Origin of the sequence: Oceanisphaera sp. W20_SRM_FM3 (genome assembly GCF_052119705.1) — a bacterium.
Classification (GTDB): domain Bacteria; phylum Pseudomonadota; class Gammaproteobacteria; order Enterobacterales; family Aeromonadaceae; genus Oceanimonas.
The window spans coordinates 1-21492 of sequence record NZ_JBGQOP010000004.1; the positions used below are offsets into that span (position 1 = coordinate 1).

The 21492-nt window shown below is 50.4% G+C and carries 17 protein-coding genes and 1 riboswitch; of the genes, 8 read left to right on the forward strand and 9 right to left on the reverse strand.

The window, feature by feature from the left end; genetic code table 11:
* The first annotated feature begins 211 nt into the window (after positions 1–211).
* Positions 212–2032: an EAL domain-containing protein gene (locus ACEN2G_RS03325; protein WP_442020047.1), complete on the forward strand. Its 1821-nt coding sequence runs from the start codon at positions 212–214 to the stop codon at positions 2030–2032.
* A 24-nt stretch (positions 2033–2056) separates the two neighbouring features.
* Here ACEN2G_RS03325 and ACEN2G_RS03330 read toward each other — a convergent pair whose 3' ends face one another.
* A complete protein-coding gene (locus ACEN2G_RS03330) occupies positions 2057–2551 on the reverse strand; it encodes a hypothetical protein (RefSeq protein ID WP_442020048.1) in 495 nt (164 codons plus the stop codon).
* Between the two features lie 149 nt (positions 2552–2700).
* On the opposite strand from ACEN2G_RS03330, the gene ACEN2G_RS03335 reads away from it, so the two are divergent.
* Positions 2701–3093, forward strand: a complete 393-nt coding sequence (locus ACEN2G_RS03335) for a MerR family transcriptional regulator (RefSeq protein ID WP_442020049.1) — start codon at positions 2701–2703, stop codon at positions 3091–3093.
* Between the two features lie 84 nt (positions 3094–3177).
* On the opposite strand, the gene aroA is transcribed toward ACEN2G_RS03335, so the two are convergent.
* The 4 genes from aroA to gyrA form a co-directional block, all read right to left on the reverse strand.
* Positions 3178–4458, reverse strand: a complete 1281-nt coding sequence (aroA, locus tag ACEN2G_RS03340) for a 3-phosphoshikimate 1-carboxyvinyltransferase (protein ID WP_442020050.1) — start codon at positions 4456–4458, stop codon at positions 3178–3180.
* Positions 4459–4622: 164 nt separating this feature from the next.
* Complete coding sequence (gene hisC, locus ACEN2G_RS03345) at positions 4623–5723, reverse strand: histidinol-phosphate transaminase (RefSeq protein WP_442020051.1); 1101 nt, start codon at positions 5721–5723, stop codon at positions 4623–4625.
* Between the two features lie 134 nt (positions 5724–5857).
* Complete coding sequence (gene serC / locus ACEN2G_RS03350; RefSeq protein ID WP_442020052.1) at positions 5858–6943, reverse strand: 3-phosphoserine/phosphohydroxythreonine transaminase; 1086 nt, start codon at positions 6941–6943, stop codon at positions 5858–5860.
* Between the two features lie 262 nt (positions 6944–7205).
* Positions 7206–10031, reverse strand: a complete 2826-nt coding sequence (gene gyrA, locus ACEN2G_RS03355) for a DNA topoisomerase (ATP-hydrolyzing) subunit A (RefSeq protein WP_442020053.1) — start codon at positions 10029–10031, stop codon at positions 7206–7208.
* 239 nt (positions 10032–10270) lie between these two features.
* On the opposite strand from gyrA, the gene ubiG reads away from it, so the two are divergent.
* The 5 genes from ubiG to yfaE all read left to right on the forward strand — a co-directional run bounded on the left by ubiG (position 10271) and on the right by yfaE (position 15828).
* The gene (ubiG, locus tag ACEN2G_RS03360; protein WP_442020054.1) at positions 10271–11065 is read left to right on the forward strand and encodes a bifunctional 2-polyprenyl-6-hydroxyphenol methylase/3-demethylubiquinol 3-O-methyltransferase UbiG; all 795 of its coding nucleotides are present in this window, start codon (positions 10271–10273) and stop codon (positions 11063–11065) included.
* Positions 11055–11741: an HAD family hydrolase gene (locus ACEN2G_RS03365; protein WP_442020055.1), complete on the forward strand. Its 687-nt coding sequence runs from the start codon at positions 11055–11057 to the stop codon at positions 11739–11741. The genes ubiG and ACEN2G_RS03365 overlap by 11 nt, the downstream gene beginning before the upstream one ends.
* Before the next feature lie 364 nt (positions 11742–12105).
* The gene (gene nrdA / locus ACEN2G_RS03370) at positions 12106–14379 is read left to right on the forward strand and encodes a class 1a ribonucleoside-diphosphate reductase subunit alpha (RefSeq protein WP_442020056.1); all 2274 of its coding nucleotides are present in this window, start codon (positions 12106–12108) and stop codon (positions 14377–14379) included.
* Positions 14380–14425: 46 nt separating this feature from the next.
* Entirely contained in the window at positions 14426–15559 is a 1134-nt protein-coding gene (gene nrdB, locus ACEN2G_RS03375) for a class Ia ribonucleoside-diphosphate reductase subunit beta (protein WP_442020057.1), read from the forward strand.
* Positions 15556–15828 carry a class I ribonucleotide reductase maintenance protein YfaE gene (gene yfaE, locus ACEN2G_RS03380; protein WP_442020058.1) on the forward strand — a complete coding sequence of 91 codons (273 nt, stop codon included), beginning with the start codon at positions 15556–15558 and terminating at the stop codon, positions 15826–15828. Before nrdB ends, yfaE begins: the two co-directional genes overlap by 4 nt.
* A gap of 198 nt (positions 15829–16026) precedes the next feature.
* Here the strand turns inward: yfaE and ACEN2G_RS03385 are convergent, their stop codons facing one another.
* The 3 genes from ACEN2G_RS03385 to ACEN2G_RS03395 all read right to left on the reverse strand — a co-directional run bounded on the left by ACEN2G_RS03385 (position 16027) and on the right by ACEN2G_RS03395 (position 16980).
* On the reverse strand, positions 16027–16401 hold the full coding sequence (locus tag ACEN2G_RS03385; protein ID WP_442020059.1) for a DUF4112 domain-containing protein: 375 nt from the start codon (positions 16399–16401) through the stop codon (positions 16027–16029).
* Positions 16402–16408: 7 nt separating this feature from the next.
* Positions 16409–16567, reverse strand: coding sequence for a YqaE/Pmp3 family membrane protein (locus tag ACEN2G_RS03390; RefSeq protein ID WP_442020060.1), 159 nt, complete (start codon positions 16565–16567; stop codon positions 16409–16411).
* Positions 16568–16704: 137 nt separating this feature from the next.
* Positions 16705–16980, reverse strand: a complete 276-nt coding sequence (locus ACEN2G_RS03395) for a DUF1496 domain-containing protein (RefSeq protein ID WP_442020061.1) — start codon at positions 16978–16980, stop codon at positions 16705–16707.
* Positions 16981–17052: 72 nt separating this feature from the next.
* Between ACEN2G_RS03395 and ACEN2G_RS03400 the strand changes: the two genes are divergently transcribed.
* Complete coding sequence (locus ACEN2G_RS03400; protein WP_442020062.1) at positions 17053–19410, forward strand: fatty acid cis/trans isomerase; 2358 nt, start codon at positions 17053–17055, stop codon at positions 19408–19410.
* A gap of 146 nt (positions 19411–19556) precedes the next feature.
* On the opposite strand, the gene ACEN2G_RS03405 is transcribed toward ACEN2G_RS03400, so the two are convergent.
* Complete coding sequence (locus tag ACEN2G_RS03405) at positions 19557–20810, reverse strand: D-amino acid dehydrogenase (RefSeq protein WP_442020063.1); 1254 nt, start codon at positions 20808–20810, stop codon at positions 19557–19559.
* A 159-nt stretch (positions 20811–20969) separates the two neighbouring features.
* Positions 20970–21086: riboswitch (glycine riboswitch) on the reverse strand.
* Positions 21087–21492: the final 406 nt, after the last annotated feature.

The window sequence follows — 21492 nt, forward strand, 5'->3', positions numbered from 1 at the left end:
TTAGTTCAGTTGGTAGAACGCCGGACTGTTAATCCGTATGTCGCAGGTTCGAGTCCCGCAGGGGGAGCCACTTTTAGTTGTAAGTAACGTCGCTATAAAAATAATATCTCCGCAATACTCTAGAACAACACTCATTCCATTTAGTAATTAAAACTCTATCTCAGTTATACTCATCCTCCATTTTATACCCAGTTTAACAAGGATTGTGGCTATGCGGGAACGACATCCCTTTGGTCAAACTATACTGCTGTCCGGCTTCCTTATGCTGTTACTCGCCATCCTAATACCTTGGTGGGCCAGTTACTCTTCGCTGCAACAACAAGCAACACTTGTTGAGCGCCAACTCGCACAAACTTCAAACCTCGAGCCAGAGACGACCACTTGGGCTGGCACAAGCATGGTTGATATCGCGAGCGATAAATCTTCAGCTAACCATAAATCTGCTTGGTGGTTTGGCCGACTGGGATCCACACAGCAATACACTCAAGGCGACACACTGCGGTTTTATCGACTTAATACTCAAGTGGCGAGTCAACAATGGTTACGCATTTCTCTCCCCTTAGCGGCTGCTAGCTTGCTGATTTTTTGGGCCCTCTACCATCGCCTACGTAAAACCTATCTTGCTGAACATCGCCTATTACAACGCATTATTCTCGACCCTGCTGCCCGTAAAGCCAGCAACTTAACCCCGACTGCCGGCGCAATTGTTAATTTACATCAAGACCACGATCAACAGCTGAACGCGATTAAGCAGCAGTTACACGCGGCACAAGAGCAAAGCTTTCAAGACAGCCTCACCATGCTCGGCAATCGCTTTGCCTTTCGCCGAGACTTAGCGCTGCGACTCAACGATGATAATCAACTGGCCAGTGCCACTTTGATGATAGTGCGAGCCAATAGCCTGCAAGATATTAATATTCAGCACGGTTTTCAGGCGGGTGATCAGTACTTGATCGATATTGTCGCCATAGTGCGCAAAGTCATACAGCCAGAGCTGGATGCTCACGGATATCGCATCAGCGGCACCGACATTGCGGTGTTATTCAAAGGACAGTGTGAACCTTTGGCTAATCGTTTGGGCGCAAGACTTAAGCAAGAACTGTGTCATTATCAACACATTCACGAGCTGTCATCTGCTGGCTACATCGGCTTTACTCAATTATTGTCGGGGCAAAAAGCAGAGCAAGTATTGACGCGCGCCGACTTAGCGCTTGCCCAAGCTCAAAGCGAAGAACCGAACAGCTGGAGCATGCTACTTAAGCAAGATGAAGTTGATAGCATGGGCGAGAGTCAATGGCGCCAACGTTTGCAGAGTATGCTGGACGATAATCAAGTGTTATTACAAGTTCAGCCAGCCCAGATTTATAAAGCAGGGATGCAAGGTTATAACGAGATCTATACTCGCTTCCCCAATACCAGTGGCGGTATTTATCCGGCCAGCACCGTATTTGCCATGCTGCAACGCCTAAATATGTCGATGTTGTTTGAGCAAAAGATCATTGAAATGATCCTGCAACAAGTCCAGCAATCACCGTTAACGGGCCAACGTTGGGCTATTAACCTCACGCCCGCCAGCCTGCAGCAAAACTCATTTTTAATCTGGTTAGAACGCATCTTGTTACGCGATCGAGATATCACGTCAAAGTTAGTATTTGAGTTAGATGAGCAAGTACTACAACACCAACTTGACGCCAGCAAACGCTTACTCGACGTGATCAGGAGTGCCGGTGCTCGCTATGCCGTCAGCCGCTTTGGTCACGGTTATGGCTCGTTTCGGTTATTAAAAGAAGTGAAGCCAGATTACGTTAAACTGGACGGCCAACTGGTTAGACAGTTAGACCAAGACCACACCAGCCAGCAGTTTGTGCGCATGATAGTGGATTTAGCTCAGCGTTTAGGCTGCAATGTGATTGCGGAAGGCGTAGAAACCATGCAGCAAAAGCAATTGCTTGAATCCATGCATATTGATGGTGTTCAAGGCTACTTAATCGCTAAGCCCATTGATTTTGCACAGTTTCAGGCACTCTCTTAAGGCGCACAGTCTTCAGGGACTGTTTTAAGATGCGTTAGTCTTAAAGCGGATCAGCTGATTAATCAATTGCCCCAAGTGGCGGTAACGCTGTAATTCTTCGGCGTTGTAATGGGTCGACATAGTCGCCGCACTATGACGGTGTTTAAGGTAGCGCATAATTTGCAGCCGATTAAAACCGCCCACTTGATACACAAGATTAAGCAGCGTTTTTATCTGCTCCGAGTCTAAGCCGCATAGCTCTTCATAGCCTGCTTCCAACGGGCTATGAATACTCATTTCAACCTGACTCAACAACTTGGCCTCTTGTAGATATTCCAACCATTGCTCAACATACATGGGCTTAGTGCCCGCCAGTAAATCAAAGTATCCTTTACCAGAGCGACATTCGGTCAGTAATAATACGGCCAACGGGTCCGTATCGCAGCTAAGAGTAGTGTCACCCTGCTCACTCCAATCGAGTGCTTGTATACGAATTTCTGCGTTACCGCCATTCGCGCCTTGCACCTTGAATATAAACACCTTTGTTCTCCTCTTATTTGCTATAGCTGTCTGCTACGGCCAGATTGGCGTAAGATCATTGCTGAGCCTAAGTCAGACTTCACAGCCTCTTAATATAGGTGTATGGTCTGCCCTCCATTGTATCTGTTGGTGAGTAAGGAGAGTTCGTCATGCCCAATGTGGAAGTGACCTTTAGTATTTCTGAGTTGGCTCATGAGTTTGATATTACTCCTCGCACCTTACGCCACTATGAAGAACTTGGCTTGTTGTCGCCAAGGCGCAAAGGCAATGCTCGTCTTTATAGTCACAAAGATAAATTTAGGCTAGCCCTGACCATACGCGGTAAACGCCTCGGCTTCAGTTTGGCAGAAATGCGAGAGCTGTTTGAGTTATATGACGCCGAGCACAGATCCCGCCCTCAACTCCATTCCATGGTGGCCATGATAGCTGAAAAGCGCGCCAGCTTACGTCAACAACAAGAAGATATTGGAAAAGTGCTCGCCGAGCTGGATGCGGCAGAAATAAAAGCCCGCGATACCCTAGAAAAAATGAAACATCATTAGATATAGCATTAAGCGCCCAGCACTAAGGAAAACAAAGAACCGTGTTTTCTTTTAACTGGGCGCTTAGAGCTCGGCGCTATTCGGTTAACAGCTAATACTGGCTAGCTGTTCGAAGTAATCGGGGAAGGTTTTTGCGGTGCACTTAGGATCTAAGATCACCACAGCCGTATCACTTAACGCCACCAGTGAAAAACACATGGCAATGCGGTGATCGTTATAAGTGGCAATTTCTGCCTCTTGTAACTCGGTGGCAGGCGTCACGACTAGATAGTCTTCGCCCTCTTCCACCTCTACGCCCAACTTTCTCAACTCAGTGGCCATCGCATACAAGCGATCGGTTTCTTTCACTCGCCAGTTATGAATATTACTAATGCGCGTAACGCCATTAGCAAACAAGGCGGTGGTAGCTATGGTCATGGCTGCATCGGGAATATGGTTCATGTCCATGTCCACGGCTTGCAGCGGGCCAACATTCTCAGCTTCGATAAAGTTGTCACCCCAGGTGATTTTGGCACCCATGGCTTCTAATACGTCGGCAAATTTCACATCACCTTGAATGCTGTTACGGCCCACGCCCGTCACGCGCACCTTACCTTTAATGGCACCGGCGGCTAAGAAGTACGAAGCAGAAGACGCATCGCCTTCTACCAAAAATTCGCCCGGCGACACATACCTTTGGTTGCCCTTGATATAGAAGGTTTGGTAGTTATCGTGCTCAAGCTGCACGCCAAACTGACTCATGGCGTGCAAGGTAATGTCGATATAAGGCTTAGAAACCAGCTCACCTTTAATGTGTACCCGAGTATCGCCCGAGGCCATAGGAGCGGCCATTAACAGCGCCGTTAAAAACTGGCTAGAAACCGATCCATCTATGTGTACGTCACCGCCCCACAAACCTTTGCCGTTAATAAACAGTGGCGGATAACCGTCGTCTTTTAAATAGCTGATGTCGGCGCCAGCTTCGCGCAGTGCATCCACCAAGTGACCAATGGGCCGCTCCCACATACGTGGCTCGCCGGTCAGGGTAAATTCACCTGAGCCTAAACACAGCGCGGCACATAAAGGGCGCATAGCCGTGCCCGCGTTGCCTAAAAACAAAGACACAGGCTCTTTGGAGCTTAACGCTCGGCCTAAGCCCTGCACCACGCATTCGGTTTTATCAGCAGATAATTCATATCGCACCCCCAGCGTCTTAAGCGCATCTAGCATATAACGCGTGTCATCACTGTCGAGCAGGTTAGTCAGGTGCGTCGTGCCTTGGGCTTGAGCCGCCAGCAACAGGGCCCGGTTTGACAATGATTTAGAGCCGGGCAGATTAATAGTGCCCTCCACACGAGCAATGGGAGATAGTTTAAGGCTTTCCATATGATTCCTAGAGGTAAGAATAAACACAACTGAGCTGTGAAGACGTTAACAGGAGGGCGCGCGCAGGGCAAGCTTACTGGCTCTGCGCGTCCAGTCGCGGGTGAGTGCCGCGCTTTATTGATGTGTTTGAGTTAAAGCGAGGTAAAACGATTTATTTAACGTAATTAGCCCAACACCTTAGCCAGCGCGTCCATGCAACGCTGATTTTCCTGCTCAAGGCCAATGCTGATGCGCAAGCACGTCGGCAAGCCATAACCGGCAATCGGGCGCACTATCACACCTTCACGCAACAAGGCCTCGTACACGGGAGTCGCATCACGCTGCAGATCTAGGGTAATAAAGTTGGCACGCGACTTCACGTAGCTGATGCCTCGGCGTTCAAAAAAAGCCTCATAGCGCGCCATTTCCCGCCGATTTAAGTCTACAGCTTCAGTCAGGTAAGCGTCATCGCCTAATGCGGCTTCTGCCGCGGCCAATGCCAAGCTGTTGCAGTTAAAGGGTTCACGTACTCGGTTTAACACGCTAATTAACTCGGCGTTTGCCACCATATAACCCACTCGCAACCCCGCCAAGCCATAGGCCTTAGAAAAAGTACGCGAGACGATTAAATTCGGATATTGCGCCAACCACTCGATAGACGGATGACGCTCATCTTGTGCCACATACTCGGTATAGGCTTCATCCAAGATAACGAGTACTTGGCTTGGCACCTTGGCTAAAAACGCGCGCAACTCGGCTTTGGTCAAAAAGGTACCGGTCGGGTTATTGGGATTAGTAATGCACACCAACTTAGTGCGCTCGGTAATGGCGGCCGCCATGGCATCTAAGTCATGGCCTAAGTCTTTCGCTGGTACCACTATCGCTTCGGCACCGTGGCCTTGGGTGGCCAGCGCATACACAATAAAGGTGTACTGGGAATAGACGACTTGTTGGCCCGCCGAGACGAAGGTGTGATACACCAAGTCAATCAGCTCATTGGAGCCATTACCCAAAATTAATTGCTCGGTATTCACCGCCAACTTGGCCGCTAAAGCGGACTTTAAGGCGAAGCCATTGGCATCGGGATAACGCGCCAAATCCGGCAGTGCCCGCTCAATGGCGGCGCGCGCTTTAGGGCCCAGGCCTAACGGATTTTCATTGGAAGCCAGTTTAATGCTATTGCTAATGCCCAGCTCGCGCTCTAGCTCTGCCACCGGTTTTCCCGGCTGATAAGGGTGCAACTTTTCAACCCCAGCATTAGCCAAGGCCAGATAATTAATACTCACAAGAGATCCTTTCAATTAAACAAGGTGAGGGGTAAAGAGTGAGGTGTGAGGCACTACCCTTAACACCCAACCTTCAAGTGCAGGGGTATCTCGTACTCTTCACCCTTCACTCCTCACCCATCACGTGCTTGGGTTTAAGCGTGTTGCTTGGCAAACTTCTCCATAAAGGTCACTAACGCCTGCACGCCTTCAATCGGCATGGCGTTGTACACGCTGGCACGCATGCCGCCCACTAAACGGTGGCCTTGCAGCGCCAATAAACCAGCGGCTTCTGCTTCTTTCAAAAAGGCGGCGTTTAAGCTTTCGTCTTTGAGTTGGAACGGAATATTCATCCAGGAGCGCGCTTGTGGGTGCACGTTATTGCTGTAAAAATCGCTGGCATCCACGTAGTTATAGAGCAAGTCGGCCTTGGCCTTGTTGCGCTCGCCCATCACGGTTACACCGCCTTGGCGCTTCAACCACTTAAACACTAAACCGGCCAAATACCAGGCGTAAGTCGGCGGCGTATTCACCATAGAATCCGCTTTGGCCATGGCCGCATAGTCCATGATCACCGGCGTTTGTGGGCAAGCTTGAGCTAACAAGTCTTCACGCACTATGACCACGGCTAAGCCAGAGGGGCCTATGTTCTTTTGGGCGCCAGCATAAATCAGCGCGAACTGGGTTACATCAATCGGGCGCGACAAGATAGTAGAAGACATATCCGCCACCAAAGGCACATCACCGGTTTTAGGCACGAAGTGATATTCGATACCGTCTACGGTTTCGTTCGGGCAGTAATGCACATAGGCAGCGCTTGGGTCCAGATCCCAGCTACTGGCCAGCGGGCGCAAGCCATTTTCGGCATCGCCAAAACCGTCCAGTACGCGTATTGTGCCGAGCTTTTCTGCTTCTTCTACCGCAGACTTAGACCACTGACCGGTCACTATATAGTCAGCCTTGGCATTTTTGCCCAACAGGTTCATGGCCACGGCGGCAAATTGACCACGGCCGCCGCCTTGCAAGAACAGCACCTTATAGTTATCTGGGATCTGCATTAAATCACGCAGGTCTTGCTCGGCGGCGGCTGCCACCGCAATAAAATCACTGCTGCGATGACTCATCTCCATGACGGAGACGTTTAAGTTATTAAAATTACAGAACTCAGCTTGCGCCTGCTGCATGACTTCTACCGGCAGCATAGCCGGACCTGCACTGAAGTTATAAACCATGTTTGCCATTTCCCTGCGTTATCCTGTCTGCTAAATAATCAATAAAACGCCCGTTGCACACCCAAGGTCCGCCTTGGAACTCAAGGGAGCACACGCTAGATGACCATAATGGCGAACCATCATGTTGAGGTGATCGTTTTACACCGCCGAGCATTTAAATTAAAGAGATTTTGTCTATTCGGTCTTTACCTTACCTAGCGAGCAACCTAAAAGTCGCATCTTTAGATAAACAAAAGGGGCCATGGAGGCCCCTTGTTATGTTAATCAACCATTACTCTTGATTAGGCTCTGCATCTGCATCGCCTTCATCCGTCGCGTCTTGCTCTTGGTCGTCAGCATCAGACTGTTCCGTCGCGTCTGCAGCAGTTGCATCTTCTGCATCAGTTGCATTCGCTTCTTCCCCTTCTATGCCGGCTTCGTCCAACAGCTCTTCTTCTTCAGATTCTTCAATGCGCTGCAAGCCCACCACCAGCTCGTCTGCTCCGGTACGGATCAAACGCACACCGGCAGTGTTACGGCCAATCAGGCTCACTTCGAGTACGCGGGTACGCACTAAGATGCCACCGTTGGTGATCAGCATGATCTCGTGGGTATCATCGACCTGAATCGCGCCCACTACTGCACCATTACGCTCACCCACTTTAATGGACAACACGCCCATGGTGCCACGGCTGCGGGTTGGGTACTCAACAAGCGCGGTACGCTTACCGTAACCATTGGCAGTTACGGTCAAGATCGGACCTTCGCCACGCGGAATAATCAAAGACACCACTTTATCACCGGCGCCTAAGCGAATACCACGCACACCGGCAGCGGTACGACCCATAGGGCGCACGCCCTTAAAGGGTTTGCTGTCGCCTGCGTCTGCTACGTCTGTCTCTTCGCCGTCGGCCAAGTCAGCGTCATCACTTTCCACAATCTCGCCGTCAACCAGCTCGGCGGTCATGACTTCAACTTCGTCTTGACCACTGCCTTCGGCAAAGCGCACTACCTTGCCCGCATCCGAGAACAACATGATCTCGTTGCTGCCATCTGTGATGTCCACACCAATTAACTCATCACCATCGCGCAGATTAATGGCACGAATGCCCGACACTAATGGGCGGCTAAAGGCAGACAAGCTGGTCTTCTTCACGGTGCCGTCGGCAGTGGCAAAGAACACATACTTATCGTCACAGTATTCCTGCACCGGCAAGATGGCGGTGATCCGCTCGTTAGCGCCTAACGGCAACATGTTCACGATCGGACGACCACGGGCGGCGCGGCTGGCTTCAGGCAACTGATACACCTTCAACCAATACACCTTACCTGCGGTCGAGAAGCACAAAATAGTGTCGTGGGTGTTGGCCACCAACAAGCGTTCGACAAAGTCTTCTTCTTTCATCTTGGTCGCAGACTTGCCCCGTCCACCACGACGCTGAGCTTCGTAGTCGGTCACCGGCTGGTACTTCACATAACCTTCGTGAGAGAGGGTTACCACCACATCTTCACGATTGATCAAATCTTCGATATTGATCTCAGAGCTGGAGTTGGTTATCTCAGTACGGCGGGCATCGCCAAACTGAACTTTGACCAGCTCCAATTCTTCGGTGATCACTTCCATCAAACGCTCAGGCGTATTTAGAATGTAAATAAGCTCGGCAATTAATAGCAGCAACGCCTTGTATTCTTCGAGGATCTTTTCGTGCTCAAGACCGGTCAAACGATGCAGACGCAAGTCCAAAATCGCTTGGGCCTGTTGCTCGGTTAAGTGATAAATGCCATCACGAATACCAAACTCCGGCTCTAACCATTCAGGGCGCGCCGCATCATCACCGGCTTGCTCCAGCATGGCGGCCACGTGGCCCAGCTGCCAGCCTTGGCTGATTAAGCCTGCTTTGGCTTCTGCCGCTGTAGATGACGCACGGATCAGCTCAATAATGGGGTCAATGTTCGCCAAGGCGATAGCCAGACCTTCCAAGATATGGGCTCGATCGCGGGCTTTACGCAGTTCAAACACGGTGCGGCGGGTCACCACTTCGCGTCTGTGCTGAATAAAGCATTCCAGCATGTCTTTTAAGTTAAAGATGCGCGGCTGATTGTTATCGAGCGCCACCATGTTGATGCCGAACACGTTCTGCATCTGGGTTTGTGAGTAGAGATTATTCAAAATAACCTCGCCCACTTCACCCCGGCGCACTTCAATTACAATACGCATGCCGTCTTTATCAGACTCATCACGCAGGGCAGTGATGCCCTCGATGCGCTTTTCTTTTACCAGCTCGGCGATCTTTTCAATCAAACGCGCCTTGTTCACCTGATAAGGCAACTCGGACACGATAATGGTTTCGCGACCGGTTTTTTCATCGGTTTGCACTTCAGCCACCGCACGCACGTAGATTTTGCCACGGCCGGTGCGATAGGCATCAATAATGCCTGAACGCCCGTTAATAATGCCGCCGGTCGGAAAATCCGGCCCCGGGATCAGCTCAATCAGGCGATCGATAGTAATATTTTCGTCTTCAATCAGCGCCAAACAACCATCGATCACTTCACTTAAGTTGTGCGGTGGAATATTGGTGGCCATGCCTACCGCAATACCTGACGACCCGTTCACCAACAAGTTGGGCACTTTGGTCGGCATGACGGCCGGTATCATCTCGGTGCCATCGTAGTTCGGCACCCAGTCGACGGTTTCTTTATCCAGATCGGCCAGTAATTCGTGGGCAATCTTATCCATACGTATTTCGGTATAACGCATAGCAGCGGCGGAGTCGCCGTCTACCGAACCGAAGTTACCTTGGCCATCGACCAAGGTGTAACGCATAGAAAAATCTTGTGCCATACGCACGATAGTGTCGTAAACAGCACTGTCTCCGTGCGGGTGATACTTACCTATTACATCACCCACCACACGGGCCGATTTCTTGTATGCTTTGTTCCAGTCGTTGCCCAGTTCATTCATGGCAAACAGCACGCGGCGGTGCACTGGCTTCAAACCATCTCGTACATCGGGAAGCGCCCGCCCTACGATCACGCTCATGGCGTAATCTAGATAGGAACGTTTTAGCTCGTCCTCAATGTTTATCGGCATGATTTCTCGGGCCAGATCGGTCATAGCAAGTCTTGTCCCCAGTTTATTGTTGATATCGCAATAAAATAACGGGGCATTCTACCATACAAATATGCGCAAGGAGCATATAAGGCGCACAGAAGCGCACTAGGAATGACCATTAGGTAAGATATGGCTAAATAGTAAAGTGCCTTAGGGTCTAGTAGCGAGCAGCTGCTTGGCTATAATGACCGCTCGCACATTTCATTTCACTTTTCGTTTAACTCCCAATAAAGGCGCCGTCCATGAATGTAGATCAACAAGAAATTGAAAAATTTGATGCCATGGCTTCGCGCTGGTGGGACTTAGACGGCGACTTTAAACCGTTACACCAACTCAACCCGCTGCGTTTAAGCTGGATTGCCGATAAAGCCGGTGGTTTATTTGGCAAAAAGGTTATCGACATTGGCTGTGGTGGCGGCATTTTAAGTGAAAGCATGGCCCGCGATGGCGCCGAGGTGACGGGTGTGGATATGGGCAAAGAGCCCTTAGCCGTGGCGCGCTTGCATGCGCTAGAAGCTGGCGTGAGTGTGAGCTATCGTCAAAGCACCGCCGAGCAATTGGCCGCTGAGCTGCCCGCCAAGTTTGAGGTGGTGACCTGCATGGAGATGCTGGAGCATGTGCCAAGCCCTGCCTCTGTGGTGCAAGCCTGTGCGGACTTAGCCAAACCGGGTGCCACCTTGGTGTTCTCCACCATTAATCGCAACCCCAAAGCCTGGCTGATGATGATAGCCGCCGCCGAACATATTTTTAAGATGGTGCCCAAGGGTACCCACGACCATAAGAAGTTTATTACCCCCGCCGAGCTTTGCCACTATATAGAAGCCGCCGGTTTAATCGTAAAAGACATCTCAGGCGTGGTCTATCGCCCCTTAAGCGGCGACTTTAAGTTAAGCACGGACGCCGACGTTAACTATATGGTGTACGCGGTTAAGCCTGACGCCGCTGATGCGGTGTTAAATACGCTGCGCTTAGAGAATAAAGCCGCCGCAGCCAATAAGAAAGGCGCCAACATCCAAGGCGACCAAGATGAGCATTAAAGGGGTACTGTTTGATTTAGATGGCACCCTGCTCGACACCGCCGGTGACATGGGTGCCGCCGCTAACCATGTTATAGCAAGCCTAGGCTTGCCAGTCTTGCCAGTCTTGTCTGATGCGGTATTGCAATGCACCACGTCCGACGGCTCTTATGCGCTGCTCAGGGCCGGCATCAATGCCGCCTTAATCGAGCAACACGGCATTGAAGCGTTACGCGGCCAAATGCTGGCCTTTTACCGACAAAACCTCTGTCATCACACCCGCCCCTACGAGGGCGTACCTGAGCTGCTCGGTTGGTTAAACCAGCATGATATTCCTTGGGGTATTGTCACCAATAAGCCCTCGGCACTCACCCTGCCCTTGTTGGCAGAGTTGCCACTGTTTGATGCTTGCCGCGTCACCGTCAGCTCAGACACCTTGGCCTTTAAAAAACCCCATCCGGCGCCCTTGCTGTTTGCCGCTGAGCAGTTGGTGGTGGAGCCCGAGCGGTGCGTCTATATAGGTGATCATAAACGGGACATGGAAGCTGGGCGCGCCGCCGGCATGACCACCATTGCGGCCGTTTGGGGTTATATTTCTGCTGGCGAAGACCCCTATCAATGGCTAGCGGACCACCAAATCCACACCGTTTTGGGCTTGTCTAATTGGCTAAAAGATGCCGTCGAACTGAACCGCTGAAAGAAGCACCAAATTCCCTAAATCATCGATTTTGCAAGCCAATTATTTTTAAAAATCTTTCATGCTGCCCATAAAAACACCAGCCCACCGCTAACGCCTGACTCCTCAAGGGATAGGCGTTAGTGACTACAAACTCACACGCCACTAAACACAGACTATCCACAGGCCTAGGCATTTTCGGTGGCTTGAGAAAAAACTCACAACACTCTATATTGTGTTTGCTAACGACCCATACAACCACATGTAGTGCTTCCATTAAAAACTTAACACACTATATAGTGTGTTTGATTTTATCTGCCAGTCTGGCCTCGCGCCCTCAAAGACCGCGCACTACACATAAAAAACCACGGAGAATATCTGCCTCATGAATAAAAGTCTGCTGGTCACTAAACGCTCAGGTACCAAAGAACCGATCGATCTGGATAAGATCCATCGCGTACTCGATTGGGCAGCAGAAGGCTTGGATAACGTCTCCGTTTCTCAAGTAGAACTGCGCTCCCACATTCAGTTTTACGACGGCATTCGTACCGAAGATATTCATGAGACCATCATCAAGGCCGCCGCCGACCTAATCTCGGAAGAGACGCCCGACTATCAGTACTTAGCGGCGCGCCTCGCCGTGTTCCATTTACGTAAAAAAGCCTATGGCCGCTTCACGCCGCCGCATTTTTACGACCATGTGACGCGCCTCACCGAAGCGGGTAAATACGACCAGCATATTTTGGCCGACTACAGCCGTGAAGAGTTTGACGCGCTCAATGACTATATCAATCACGACCGTGACCTCACCTTCTCTTATGCCGCAGTAAAGCAGTTAGAAGGTAAATATTTGGTGCAAAACCGCATCAATGGCGACATTTATGAAAGCCCACAGTTCCTCTATATGCTGGTGGCCGCGTGCCTGTTTTCTAAGTATCCCAAAGAAACACGCCTGGGTTATGTGACGCGTTTCTATGACGCCACCTCACAATTCAAAGTGTCTCTGCCGACGCCTATTATGGCCGGCGTGCGTACGCCTACGCGTCAGTTCAGCTCGTGCGTACTGATTGAATGTGGTGACAGCTTAGATTCCATTAACGCCACTTCTAGTGCCATAGTGCGCTACGTGTCGCAGCGTGCGGGCATTGGCATCAACGCCGGTCGCATTCGCGCACTTGGCAGCCCGATTCGTGGTGGCGAAGCCTTCCACACAGGTTGTATTCCGTTTTATAAACACTTTCAAACCGCTGTTAAGTGTTGCTCTCAGGGCGGCGTGCGCGGCGGTGCGGCCACCTTGTTCTACCCCATGTGGCACTTAGAAGTTGAGTCTTTGCTGGTGTTGAAAAACAACCGCGGCGTCGAAGAAAACCGCGTGCGCCACATGGACTACGGCGTGCAAATTAACCGCCTTATGTATCAGCGCCTGATCAAAGGTGGTGACATTACCTTGTTCTCGCCTTCCGATACCCCAGGCCTGTACGATGCCTTCTTCGAAGATCAGGTTAAATTTGAAGCGCTCTACACCCAGTACGAGCAAGACGCCAGTATTCGCAAGCGCACCGTAAAGGCCGTCGAGCTGTTCTCCCTGATGATGCAAGAGCGTGCCGGTACCGGTCGTATCTACATTCAAAACGTGGATCACTGCAACACCCACAGCCCGTTTGACCCAAGTGTGGCGCCGATTCGCCAAAGCAACTTGTGTTTAGAAATCGCTCTGCCGACTAAGCCGCTAACCGACGTAAACGACGCCGAGGGTGAAATTGCACTCTGTACGCTGTCTGCCTTTAACTTGGGCGCCATTAATGACCTAAGCGAGCTGGAAGAGTTGGCCGATTTGGCGGTGCGCGCACTGGACGCGCTGCTCGATTATCAAGATTACCCACTCTTGGCCGCGCAAAATGGCTCCATGAATCGCCGTACTTTAGGCATAGGTGTGATCAACTACGCCTACTACTTGGCCAAACATGGCGTTAAGTATTCCGATGGCAGCGCGCTGGGCTTAACCCACCGCACCTTTGAAGCCATTCAGTATTACCTGCTGAAAGCCTCGGCTAAGTTAGCGCAAGAGTTTGGTCCGTGTCCGGCATTTAATGAGACCACTTATTCACAAGGCATCTTGCCGATCGACACGTATAAGAAAGACTTGGATGCATTGTGCCAAGAGCCGCTGCATTTAGATTGGGAAAGCCTGCGCGAGCAGATCAAGACCACTGGCCTGCGCAACAGTACCCTGACCGCCTTAATGCCGTCAGAAACCTCAAGTCAGATCTCTAACGCCACCAACGGCATTGAGCCACCACGCGGTTTGGTGTCGGTGAAGGCTTCAAAAGACGGCATCTTAAAGCAGGTCGTGCCTGAGTACGCAGCGCTGAAAAACCAGTATGAGTTGTTATGGCAAATGCCCTCTAACGACGGCTACTTGCACCTAGTGGGCGTGATGCAGAAGTTTGTGGATCAAGCGATTTCTGCCAACACCAGCTACGACCCAACGCGCTTTGAGGGTGGCCGCGTGCCGATGAAGCAGCTCTTGAAAGACTTGCTGACCGCCTATAAGTTCGGCTTAAAAACGCTGTATTATCATAATACCCGCGACGGTGCCGCCGACGCCCAAAATGATATGCAAGAAGACGATTGTGCCGGTGGCGCTTGTAAAATTTAATAAGTGAGGCAGGGAAACCTGCCTTGCTTTTGCGTGGAAGAACAACATGTCTTATACAACGTTTAGTCAATTACAAAACGATGCGATGTTAGAGCCGATGTTTCTCGGAAATTCCGTGAATGTGGCTCGTTATGATCAACAAAAATACGATATCTTTGAAAAGCTGATTGAAAAGCAGCTGTCTTTCTTCTGGCGCCCAGAAGAAGTGGACGTGTCTCAAGACCGCATCGACTATCAGGCACTGCCGGATCATGAAAAGCATATTTTCATCAGCAACCTGAAATATCAGACCCTGCTCGACTCCATTCAAGGCCGCAGCCCAAACGTTGCCTTGCTGCCGATCGTGTCTTTGCCTGAGCTTGAGACCTGGATTGAAACCTGGACCTTCTCTGAGACCATTCACTCGCGCTCTTACACGCATATTATTCGTAATATCGTGAACGACCCAGGCATCGTCTTTGACGATATCGTAGTGAACGAAGAAATTATTAAACGTGCCGCCGATATCGCCGGTTATTACGACCAGCTGATCCGCTATACCAGCCTCTACCATTTATTTGGTGAAGGTAAGCAGCTGCACCGTGGTCAAGAGGTTGATATCAACCTCTATGAGCTGAAGAAGAAGCTCTATTTGTGCTTGATGAGCGTCAACGTTTTAGAAGCGATCCGCTTTTACGTTAGCTTCGCCTGTTCATTCGCCTTTGCCGAGCGCGAGCTAATGGAAGGCAACGCCAAAATCATCAAACTGATTGCCCGTGACGAAGCGCTGCACTTAACCGGCACTCAGCATATGATCAATATTTTGCGTAATGGTGAAGACGACCCAGAAATGGCGCAAATTGCTAAAGAGTGTGAGCAGCAGTGTTTTGAGCTGTTTCGCGACGCCGCCATTCAAGAAAAAGAGTGGGCAGAATACCTGTTTAAAGACGGCTCTATGATAGGCCTGAACAAAGATATTCTGTGTCAATATGTGGAATACATCACCAACCTGCGCATGCAAGCGGTCGGTTTAACGCCGGCCTTTGATAAAGCCAAGCAAAACCCGATTCCGTGGATCAACGCTTGGTTATCGTCAGATAACGTGCAGGTAGCGCCGCAAGAAGTGGAGATCAGCTCCTACTTAATCGGCCAAATTGACTCGCAAATGAACCATGACGACTTAGGCGATTTTGAGCTGTGAGTAAAATCACTACCCAAGCAATGAGTTTTGAACTTCAAGCAGGCGAAAGCCTGCTTGAAGGCTTGGAACGTACCGGCCACGGCGTAGAATATCAATGCCGTGGCGGCTATTGCGGCTCTTGTCGTACCACTCTTATCAGTGGCGAAGTCAGCTATCAAAGCACCCCGCTCGCTTTTATCGCCGCCGGCGAAGTCTTGCCCTGCTGCGCACGCCCCCAAGGTGAGCTAGTGCTCGATATCTATGCCGAACCAATCAAAAAACAAGCGTAATTAACTCTCGAGTTAAAAATTAAATAGCCTCTCGCCACGGAATACACGGAACAACACAGAAAAGTGAAAGTAGATAAACACTAACGGCTAATCTTTAGTTGTTAGCACTTATAATAGATATGCCTTGTTGCTCTACGTCCGTGTATTCCGTGGCAAAAATATGTTTCTAGGTTTTGGTTATCTCGTCCTCTTCACCCTTCACGCATTGTTTCTTAAATATGCATTTAATAACCGCACATTACGCAGGTTGGCTTTAAAGGCAAAGTCGAATATATCGCCGAATATTGGCACTATGCCGACCACAAATTCTATTAATACATTTAAGCCCATGCGCGCCAGCACCCGAAGCGGCACCTTAAGCCGTGCGGCCTCCACCACAATATAAGACGATAAACCCGCACCTATTAAATCACCAATACCAGGGATTAACCCGATAACGCCGTCTAATCCCACTCTATAGCCACCCGGCAAGCGGATAGAGCTGTCGAGCAGCCATGCTAAGCGCTCCAGTCGCTGACTGATCGCTGCATGTCCCTTGTTTACAGTATTGGGGTTTGCGGATTTAGCCTTCATTAGCGACTCACTTTTTAGCAATCACCCACACAGCGTGCACTATGCCTGGGATGTAGCCCAGCAGAGTCAGAATAATATTAATCCAAAAGTGCTTGCCCAAGCCCACTTGTAGAAACACGCCAAGCGGCGGCAGTAAGATGGCAATAATAATCCGAATAATATCCATAACGCGCTCCTAGGGTGATTTCTCATTATTAGTATCACTATCCGTAACACTATCCGCACCAGCATCCGTACCGCTATCAACAACAAGTATGCGAGTAATATTAGTTAAGATCCGCCATGATACACCGCCATTTTGGCTTAAGGCGCGCTCAGCTTCTGCTCGGCCTGCAAGCTCAGCGGAAATGGCTGCCAGCTTAAGCGGCCATTTTGCTCAAAGGTTTTTTCTCGCTCACAGATAAATGGCTGTTTGGCCATTTCGATAATGGAGCCTTTCGAGTAACGCTGATCCGCATAAAAGCAAGCGGGCTCTAAGTCTGAATTTAAATTCAGCTCTAACGCGGGCCGGCTATTAATGGTTTGTGCTGCCACCGCCGTGGAGGCGAGCAGTAAAAGTCCTATCGTCAGTCTCATCATGGCCAAGTTCCTCTTTATCTTCGGTGAACCCCATGTTATCACCCTATTAGAAACATAAGATAAGGCATAATAATGAATTCTCTTTTATCACGATTAACGTTATTTGCCTGGCTTATGCTGAGCATGTGCTTGCTCCCCTCCACTTGGGCTCAGTCAAACGACGCCTTGCCCAATAGGATCGATTACACCCAAGATATAAAGCCCATTTTTGAACAAAAATGCGTGGCCTGCCATGCCTGCTACGATGCTCCCTGCCAGCTAAAACTGACCAGTAATGAGGGCCTAGTGCGCGGTGCCAGCAAGATGCCGATGTACGACGGCGCGCGTACCAAAGACGCCATCCCTAGCCGCTTGCACTTTGATGCCTACGGTGAATCTGCGTGGCGCGAACGCGGCTTTTTTAGTGTGCTAGACGCGCCTAATGCCCAAGCCAGCTTGATGCAAAGCATGATGGCGTTAGGCCAAAGCCGCCTTTGGGCCGCCAATCAACGGCTGCCAGAAGAGCTCGATATCTCACCCACCCGCAGCAATCAATGCAGCCAGCTCAATGAATTTGATGCCTTTGCCCGCCAACACCCGCAAGCGGGTATGCCCTTTGCGGCAAGCGGCCTCACGGCACCTGAATATCAATTAATACAAGAGTGGCTAAGCCAAGGCGCCCAAGTGCCTGAGCAAATCATGACCCTATCACCGACGCTAGAATGGGCACAAATCCGCTGGGAAAGCTGGCTCAACCGAGACGCACCTCGCCAACGGCTGGTGGCCCGCTATTTATATGAGCATTGGTTTTTAGCACATCTGTATTTCAGTGACTTGTCTGAACCCGACCAAGATACCTTCTTTGAAATCGTGCGCTCGCGCACACCTACCGGTCAGCCCATAGAAGTGATCCCCAGCACGCGCCCTACAGACTCACCCGAGGGTAAATTTTATTATCGCTTGCGCCCTTATATAGAGAGTCGGGTACATAAAACTCACATCACTTATGCGCTACATAGCGACAAAATGGCGCATCTTGAGCAACTGTTTTTTACCGCCGACTGGGTAGTCAAAACGCTGCCAGACTATAGAGTCGACTATGCAGCCAACCCGTTTTTTACCTATGCGGCTATTCCAGCCAAGACCCGCTATCAGTTTATGTTGGACGACGCCGAATACTTTGTGCGCACCTTTATTCGGGGCCCCGTATGTCGTGGGCAAATTGCCACCGATGTGATCCGCGACCAATTTTGGGTGAGTTTTCAAGCGCCCGAGCATGACTTGTTTGTTACCCAGCCGAGCCATCAAACTGAGGTGCGCGATTGGCTCACCCTGCCCGGCCTTAATTCTGATTTACTGAGCCTGGGACCAGACTGGATTTCGTACAGCAGCGGCAGAAATCGCTATTTAACCTATCGCCAGCAGGCCTATGCTAAGCACTACCCCAAAGGGCCCAATCTTGAGCACATCTGGGACGGCGATGGCCACAATAGCCAAGCCTTACTCACAGTGTTTCGCCATCACGACAGCGCCAGTGTCATTACAGGCTGGCAAGGCGACACGCCAAGCACCTTGTGGGTCATGGACTATCCATTACTTGAGCGCACTTATTACGCCTTAGTGGCCAACTTTAACGTCTACGGCAGCGTGTCGCATCAGGCAAAAACACGGCTCTATTTTGACCTGATCCGCAACGGCTCCGAAGCCAACTTATTGCGCTTCTTACCGCCTGAGCAGCGTAATTCGCTGCTGCATGCTTGGTATGACAACAGTGCCCGCATCAAGCTGTTTACCAGCTATGCCGACGTAGATGAAACCACGCCCAGCCAAATACATACCGATGCTAAACAGCCCTTGGTTGACTTTAGCCAACAGGTATTCAATCAACTGGCCGCCGTAACAGGCCCTGCAGACACCCTTAATCGCTGTCGAGTCGGCAACTGTGGCCCTGAGCATACCGAGCTGCAATTGGATACAGCTCAAGAGCGCCTCGAGGATCAACTGCGCCGCCTAACGGGCTTTCCGGCGCGCTTATTGCCCGTTATTAAATGGCTGCCCGAAGTCACCTTGCTGCGCATTGAAGGTGAAGACCCACTGCAGCGTCAGGTATACAGCCTGATCCACAATCGGGATCACAGCAACGTGGCCTTTATATTGGGCGAAAACGCACGGCTGCGCCCCAACAACGACACCCTGACCGTATTACCTGGCATAGTGAGTAGCTACCCAAATTTTATTTTTAACGTCAAACAAACCGAGTTAGCGGACTTTATTAGCGCCCTCACCTCGATGACAGACGCCACACAAATACACGGCGTGGCGGATCGCTATGGTATTCGCCGCACCCATCCAGATTTTTGGTTTTACTTTAACGATATGCACAGCTACCTACAGGAAACCCATCCCATAGAAGCCGGCCTGTTGGATATGAACCGTTATCAAAACCTCTAATCAATGCAGATAAGCGCTTTTATTTCAAGCGGCTATAGCCGAGCTTTTGCCACTCACGCCGAACGCGGTAAATAAAAAAATGCCAGTCAGCTTAACTGACTGGCATTTTTATAGGCTAGAAGCACCTTTTTCGTTAGGTAAACGTGCTAACTCACTGCCACCGTGGAGTAACCGCGATTTTCATCACGTGCTGCAGCCATTACGTTAGCCACCGCATCGGCGGTAGCACCGCTTAATGTCCAGCCTAAGTGCCCGTGACCGGTATTGTAAAACACTTGGCGGTGAGCGCCTCGGCCTACTTTAGGCATCATATTCGGCAACATAGGTCGCAAGCCTGCCCAGGCCACCGCACTTTCGGTAGACACATCGGGGAAGTGTCGATTACACCACTTAACCAGTGGCTCAATGCGATCATGGCGAATATCACGATTATACCCGTTGAACTCGGCGGTGCCGGCGATACGGAAACGATCGGGCCCTAAACGACTGGTTACAATTTTCGTTTCATCATCCAGTAAAGAAATGAGCGGTGCGCTGTCTTGGCTTATCTGGTCACGCAAATTAACCGTAATGGAGTAGCCTTTTACGGGGTAGATATTAACGCGGTCGCCCAGCTTTTTCGCTAGTTCACGACTGCCCACACCCGCACACACCACCACAGCATCAAAGTGCGTTGAATTACCTTTATCGTCAGTCACACGCACACCCTTGCCTTCGATGCTCACATCTTTAAGCTCAGTTTCCATGCAAAAGGTCACGCCGGCTTTACGAATCGCTTCAGCCAAACCAAAGGTAAAGTTATGAATATCACCTGTGCTGTCGCTTGGCGTCCAAAAGCCCCCCACAAAGTCACCGTGCAGGCGAGGCTCTTTCAGTTTAATTTCGGCTGGGCTCAGGGCATGGCGCTCTAATCCGCCTTGCTTTAACAGCTTGGTTACTTCGCAGGCGTGTTTAAAGTCTTTTTGGTTGCTATAGAAATGCATAATGCCGCAATCAGAGCGGTCAAATTCCACGCCCCACTTTTGGCCTAATTCCACTAAGTGGCGACGCGCCTCAATAGCAAGGCGGGTGGTTTCAATGGTATTACGTTCGTAATCGGGGATATGGCGCATAAATTCGAGCATCCAGCTCAACTTATGCCAGCTTGGTTTTGGGTTAACCAGTAAGGGCGCGTCCGCTTGCAGCATCCATTTCACGCCTTTTAATACCGTGGCCCAAGTATTCCACACCTCAGCATTAGAAGCAGAAAGCTGCCCTCCATTGGCGAAACTGGTTTCCATGGCCGCATAACGTTGGCGGTCGAACACGGTCACTTCAAAACCCTGTTCAATTAACTTAGCGGCTGTGGTAATGCCGGTGATACCGGCACCTAAGACGGCTACTTTTTTCATCTCTGACATAATAGTGCACTCTATTTTTGCAGGCGTAATGCGTTCGCGTTAATCACCTGACGTCCCCATCCGTATTGGAGCCTGAGAGATTCACCACATCTATCACCAGATAGAAGGGCTTGCTCCTTCGGCGGGTCTAACAGTGCACAGACCACTCTTCGGATTTGTCTACAGCCACCGGTCCTTTTGCCTGAGAGTTTACGGGGTCGTTGCTCCTTCGGCGGCGCTAAGTCTAGCTAATCACAACTAGCAAGTAACTTCAGCGCTCTCTCCCGGCTGGCTTGATCGACCTACAGATTAGTTACAAACAGATAACACTTCAACCAAATCCTGTGAGTAAAAAGCGGCAAAGGCTGGACTTGTGCTATCGGTCTCCTTTTGTGGTGTAGAAAGAGGTAGCAGGATTATCTACGCTAACGCGCTTAAAGATATGACACTCACCATTTCAGCCCACTGCGAACATTCACTGGACATTCGGTTAGGCTAAAAAATTCGTCACGGCGAGGCAAGCTCGACCCATGCACGCTCGGCAAATACCGTCGACCGCCGATGTATGGCGGAAGTGTCAACATTGCAGGAGCCTTTGTTGACCCATGGCATTAGACAGTTGGCTACGATAATTCCTACTACCTCTCTCAAGATTTGAGCGTCGCCTGTTAGTCCACTGGTGAATAGGTGCAAAGAGATAGCA

Excerpts from the sequence above, each read along its gene's own strand:
- ACEN2G_RS03325 (WP_442020047.1), top strand. The coding sequence starts at position 212 with ATGCGGGAACGACATCCCTTTGGTCAAACTATACTGCTGTCCGGCTTC.
- ACEN2G_RS03335 (WP_442020049.1), top strand. The coding sequence starts at position 2,701 with ATGCCCAATGTGGAAGTGACCTTTAGTATTTCTGAGTTGGCTCATGAG.
- aroA (WP_442020050.1), bottom strand. The coding sequence starts at position 4,458 with ATGGAAAGCCTTAAACTATCTCCCATTGCTCGTGTGGAGGGCACTATT.
- serC (WP_442020052.1), bottom strand. The coding sequence starts at position 6,943 with ATGGCAAACATGGTTTATAACTTCAGTGCAGGTCCGGCTATGCTGCCG.
- gyrA (WP_442020053.1), bottom strand. The coding sequence starts at position 10,031 with ATGACCGATCTGGCCCGAGAAATCATGCCGATAAACATTGAGGACGAG.
- ubiG (WP_442020054.1), top strand. The coding sequence starts at position 10,271 with ATGAATGTAGATCAACAAGAAATTGAAAAATTTGATGCCATGGCTTCG.
- ACEN2G_RS03365 (WP_442020055.1), top strand. The coding sequence starts at position 11,055 with ATGAGCATTAAAGGGGTACTGTTTGATTTAGATGGCACCCTGCTCGAC.
- nrdA (WP_442020056.1), top strand. The coding sequence starts at position 12,106 with ATGAATAAAAGTCTGCTGGTCACTAAACGCTCAGGTACCAAAGAACCG.
- nrdB (WP_442020057.1), top strand. The coding sequence starts at position 14,426 with ATGTCTTATACAACGTTTAGTCAATTACAAAACGATGCGATGTTAGAG.
- ACEN2G_RS03385 (WP_442020059.1), bottom strand. The coding sequence starts at position 16,401 with ATGAAGGCTAAATCCGCAAACCCCAATACTGTAAACAAGGGACATGCA.
- ACEN2G_RS03390 (WP_442020060.1), bottom strand. The coding sequence starts at position 16,567 with ATGGATATTATTCGGATTATTATTGCCATCTTACTGCCGCCGCTTGGC.
- ACEN2G_RS03395 (WP_442020061.1), bottom strand. The coding sequence starts at position 16,980 with ATGATGAGACTGACGATAGGACTTTTACTGCTCGCCTCCACGGCGGTG.
- ACEN2G_RS03400 (WP_442020062.1), top strand. The coding sequence starts at position 17,053 with ATGAATTCTCTTTTATCACGATTAACGTTATTTGCCTGGCTTATGCTG.
- ACEN2G_RS03405 (WP_442020063.1), bottom strand. The coding sequence starts at position 20,810 with ATGTCAGAGATGAAAAAAGTAGCCGTCTTAGGTGCCGGTATCACCGGC.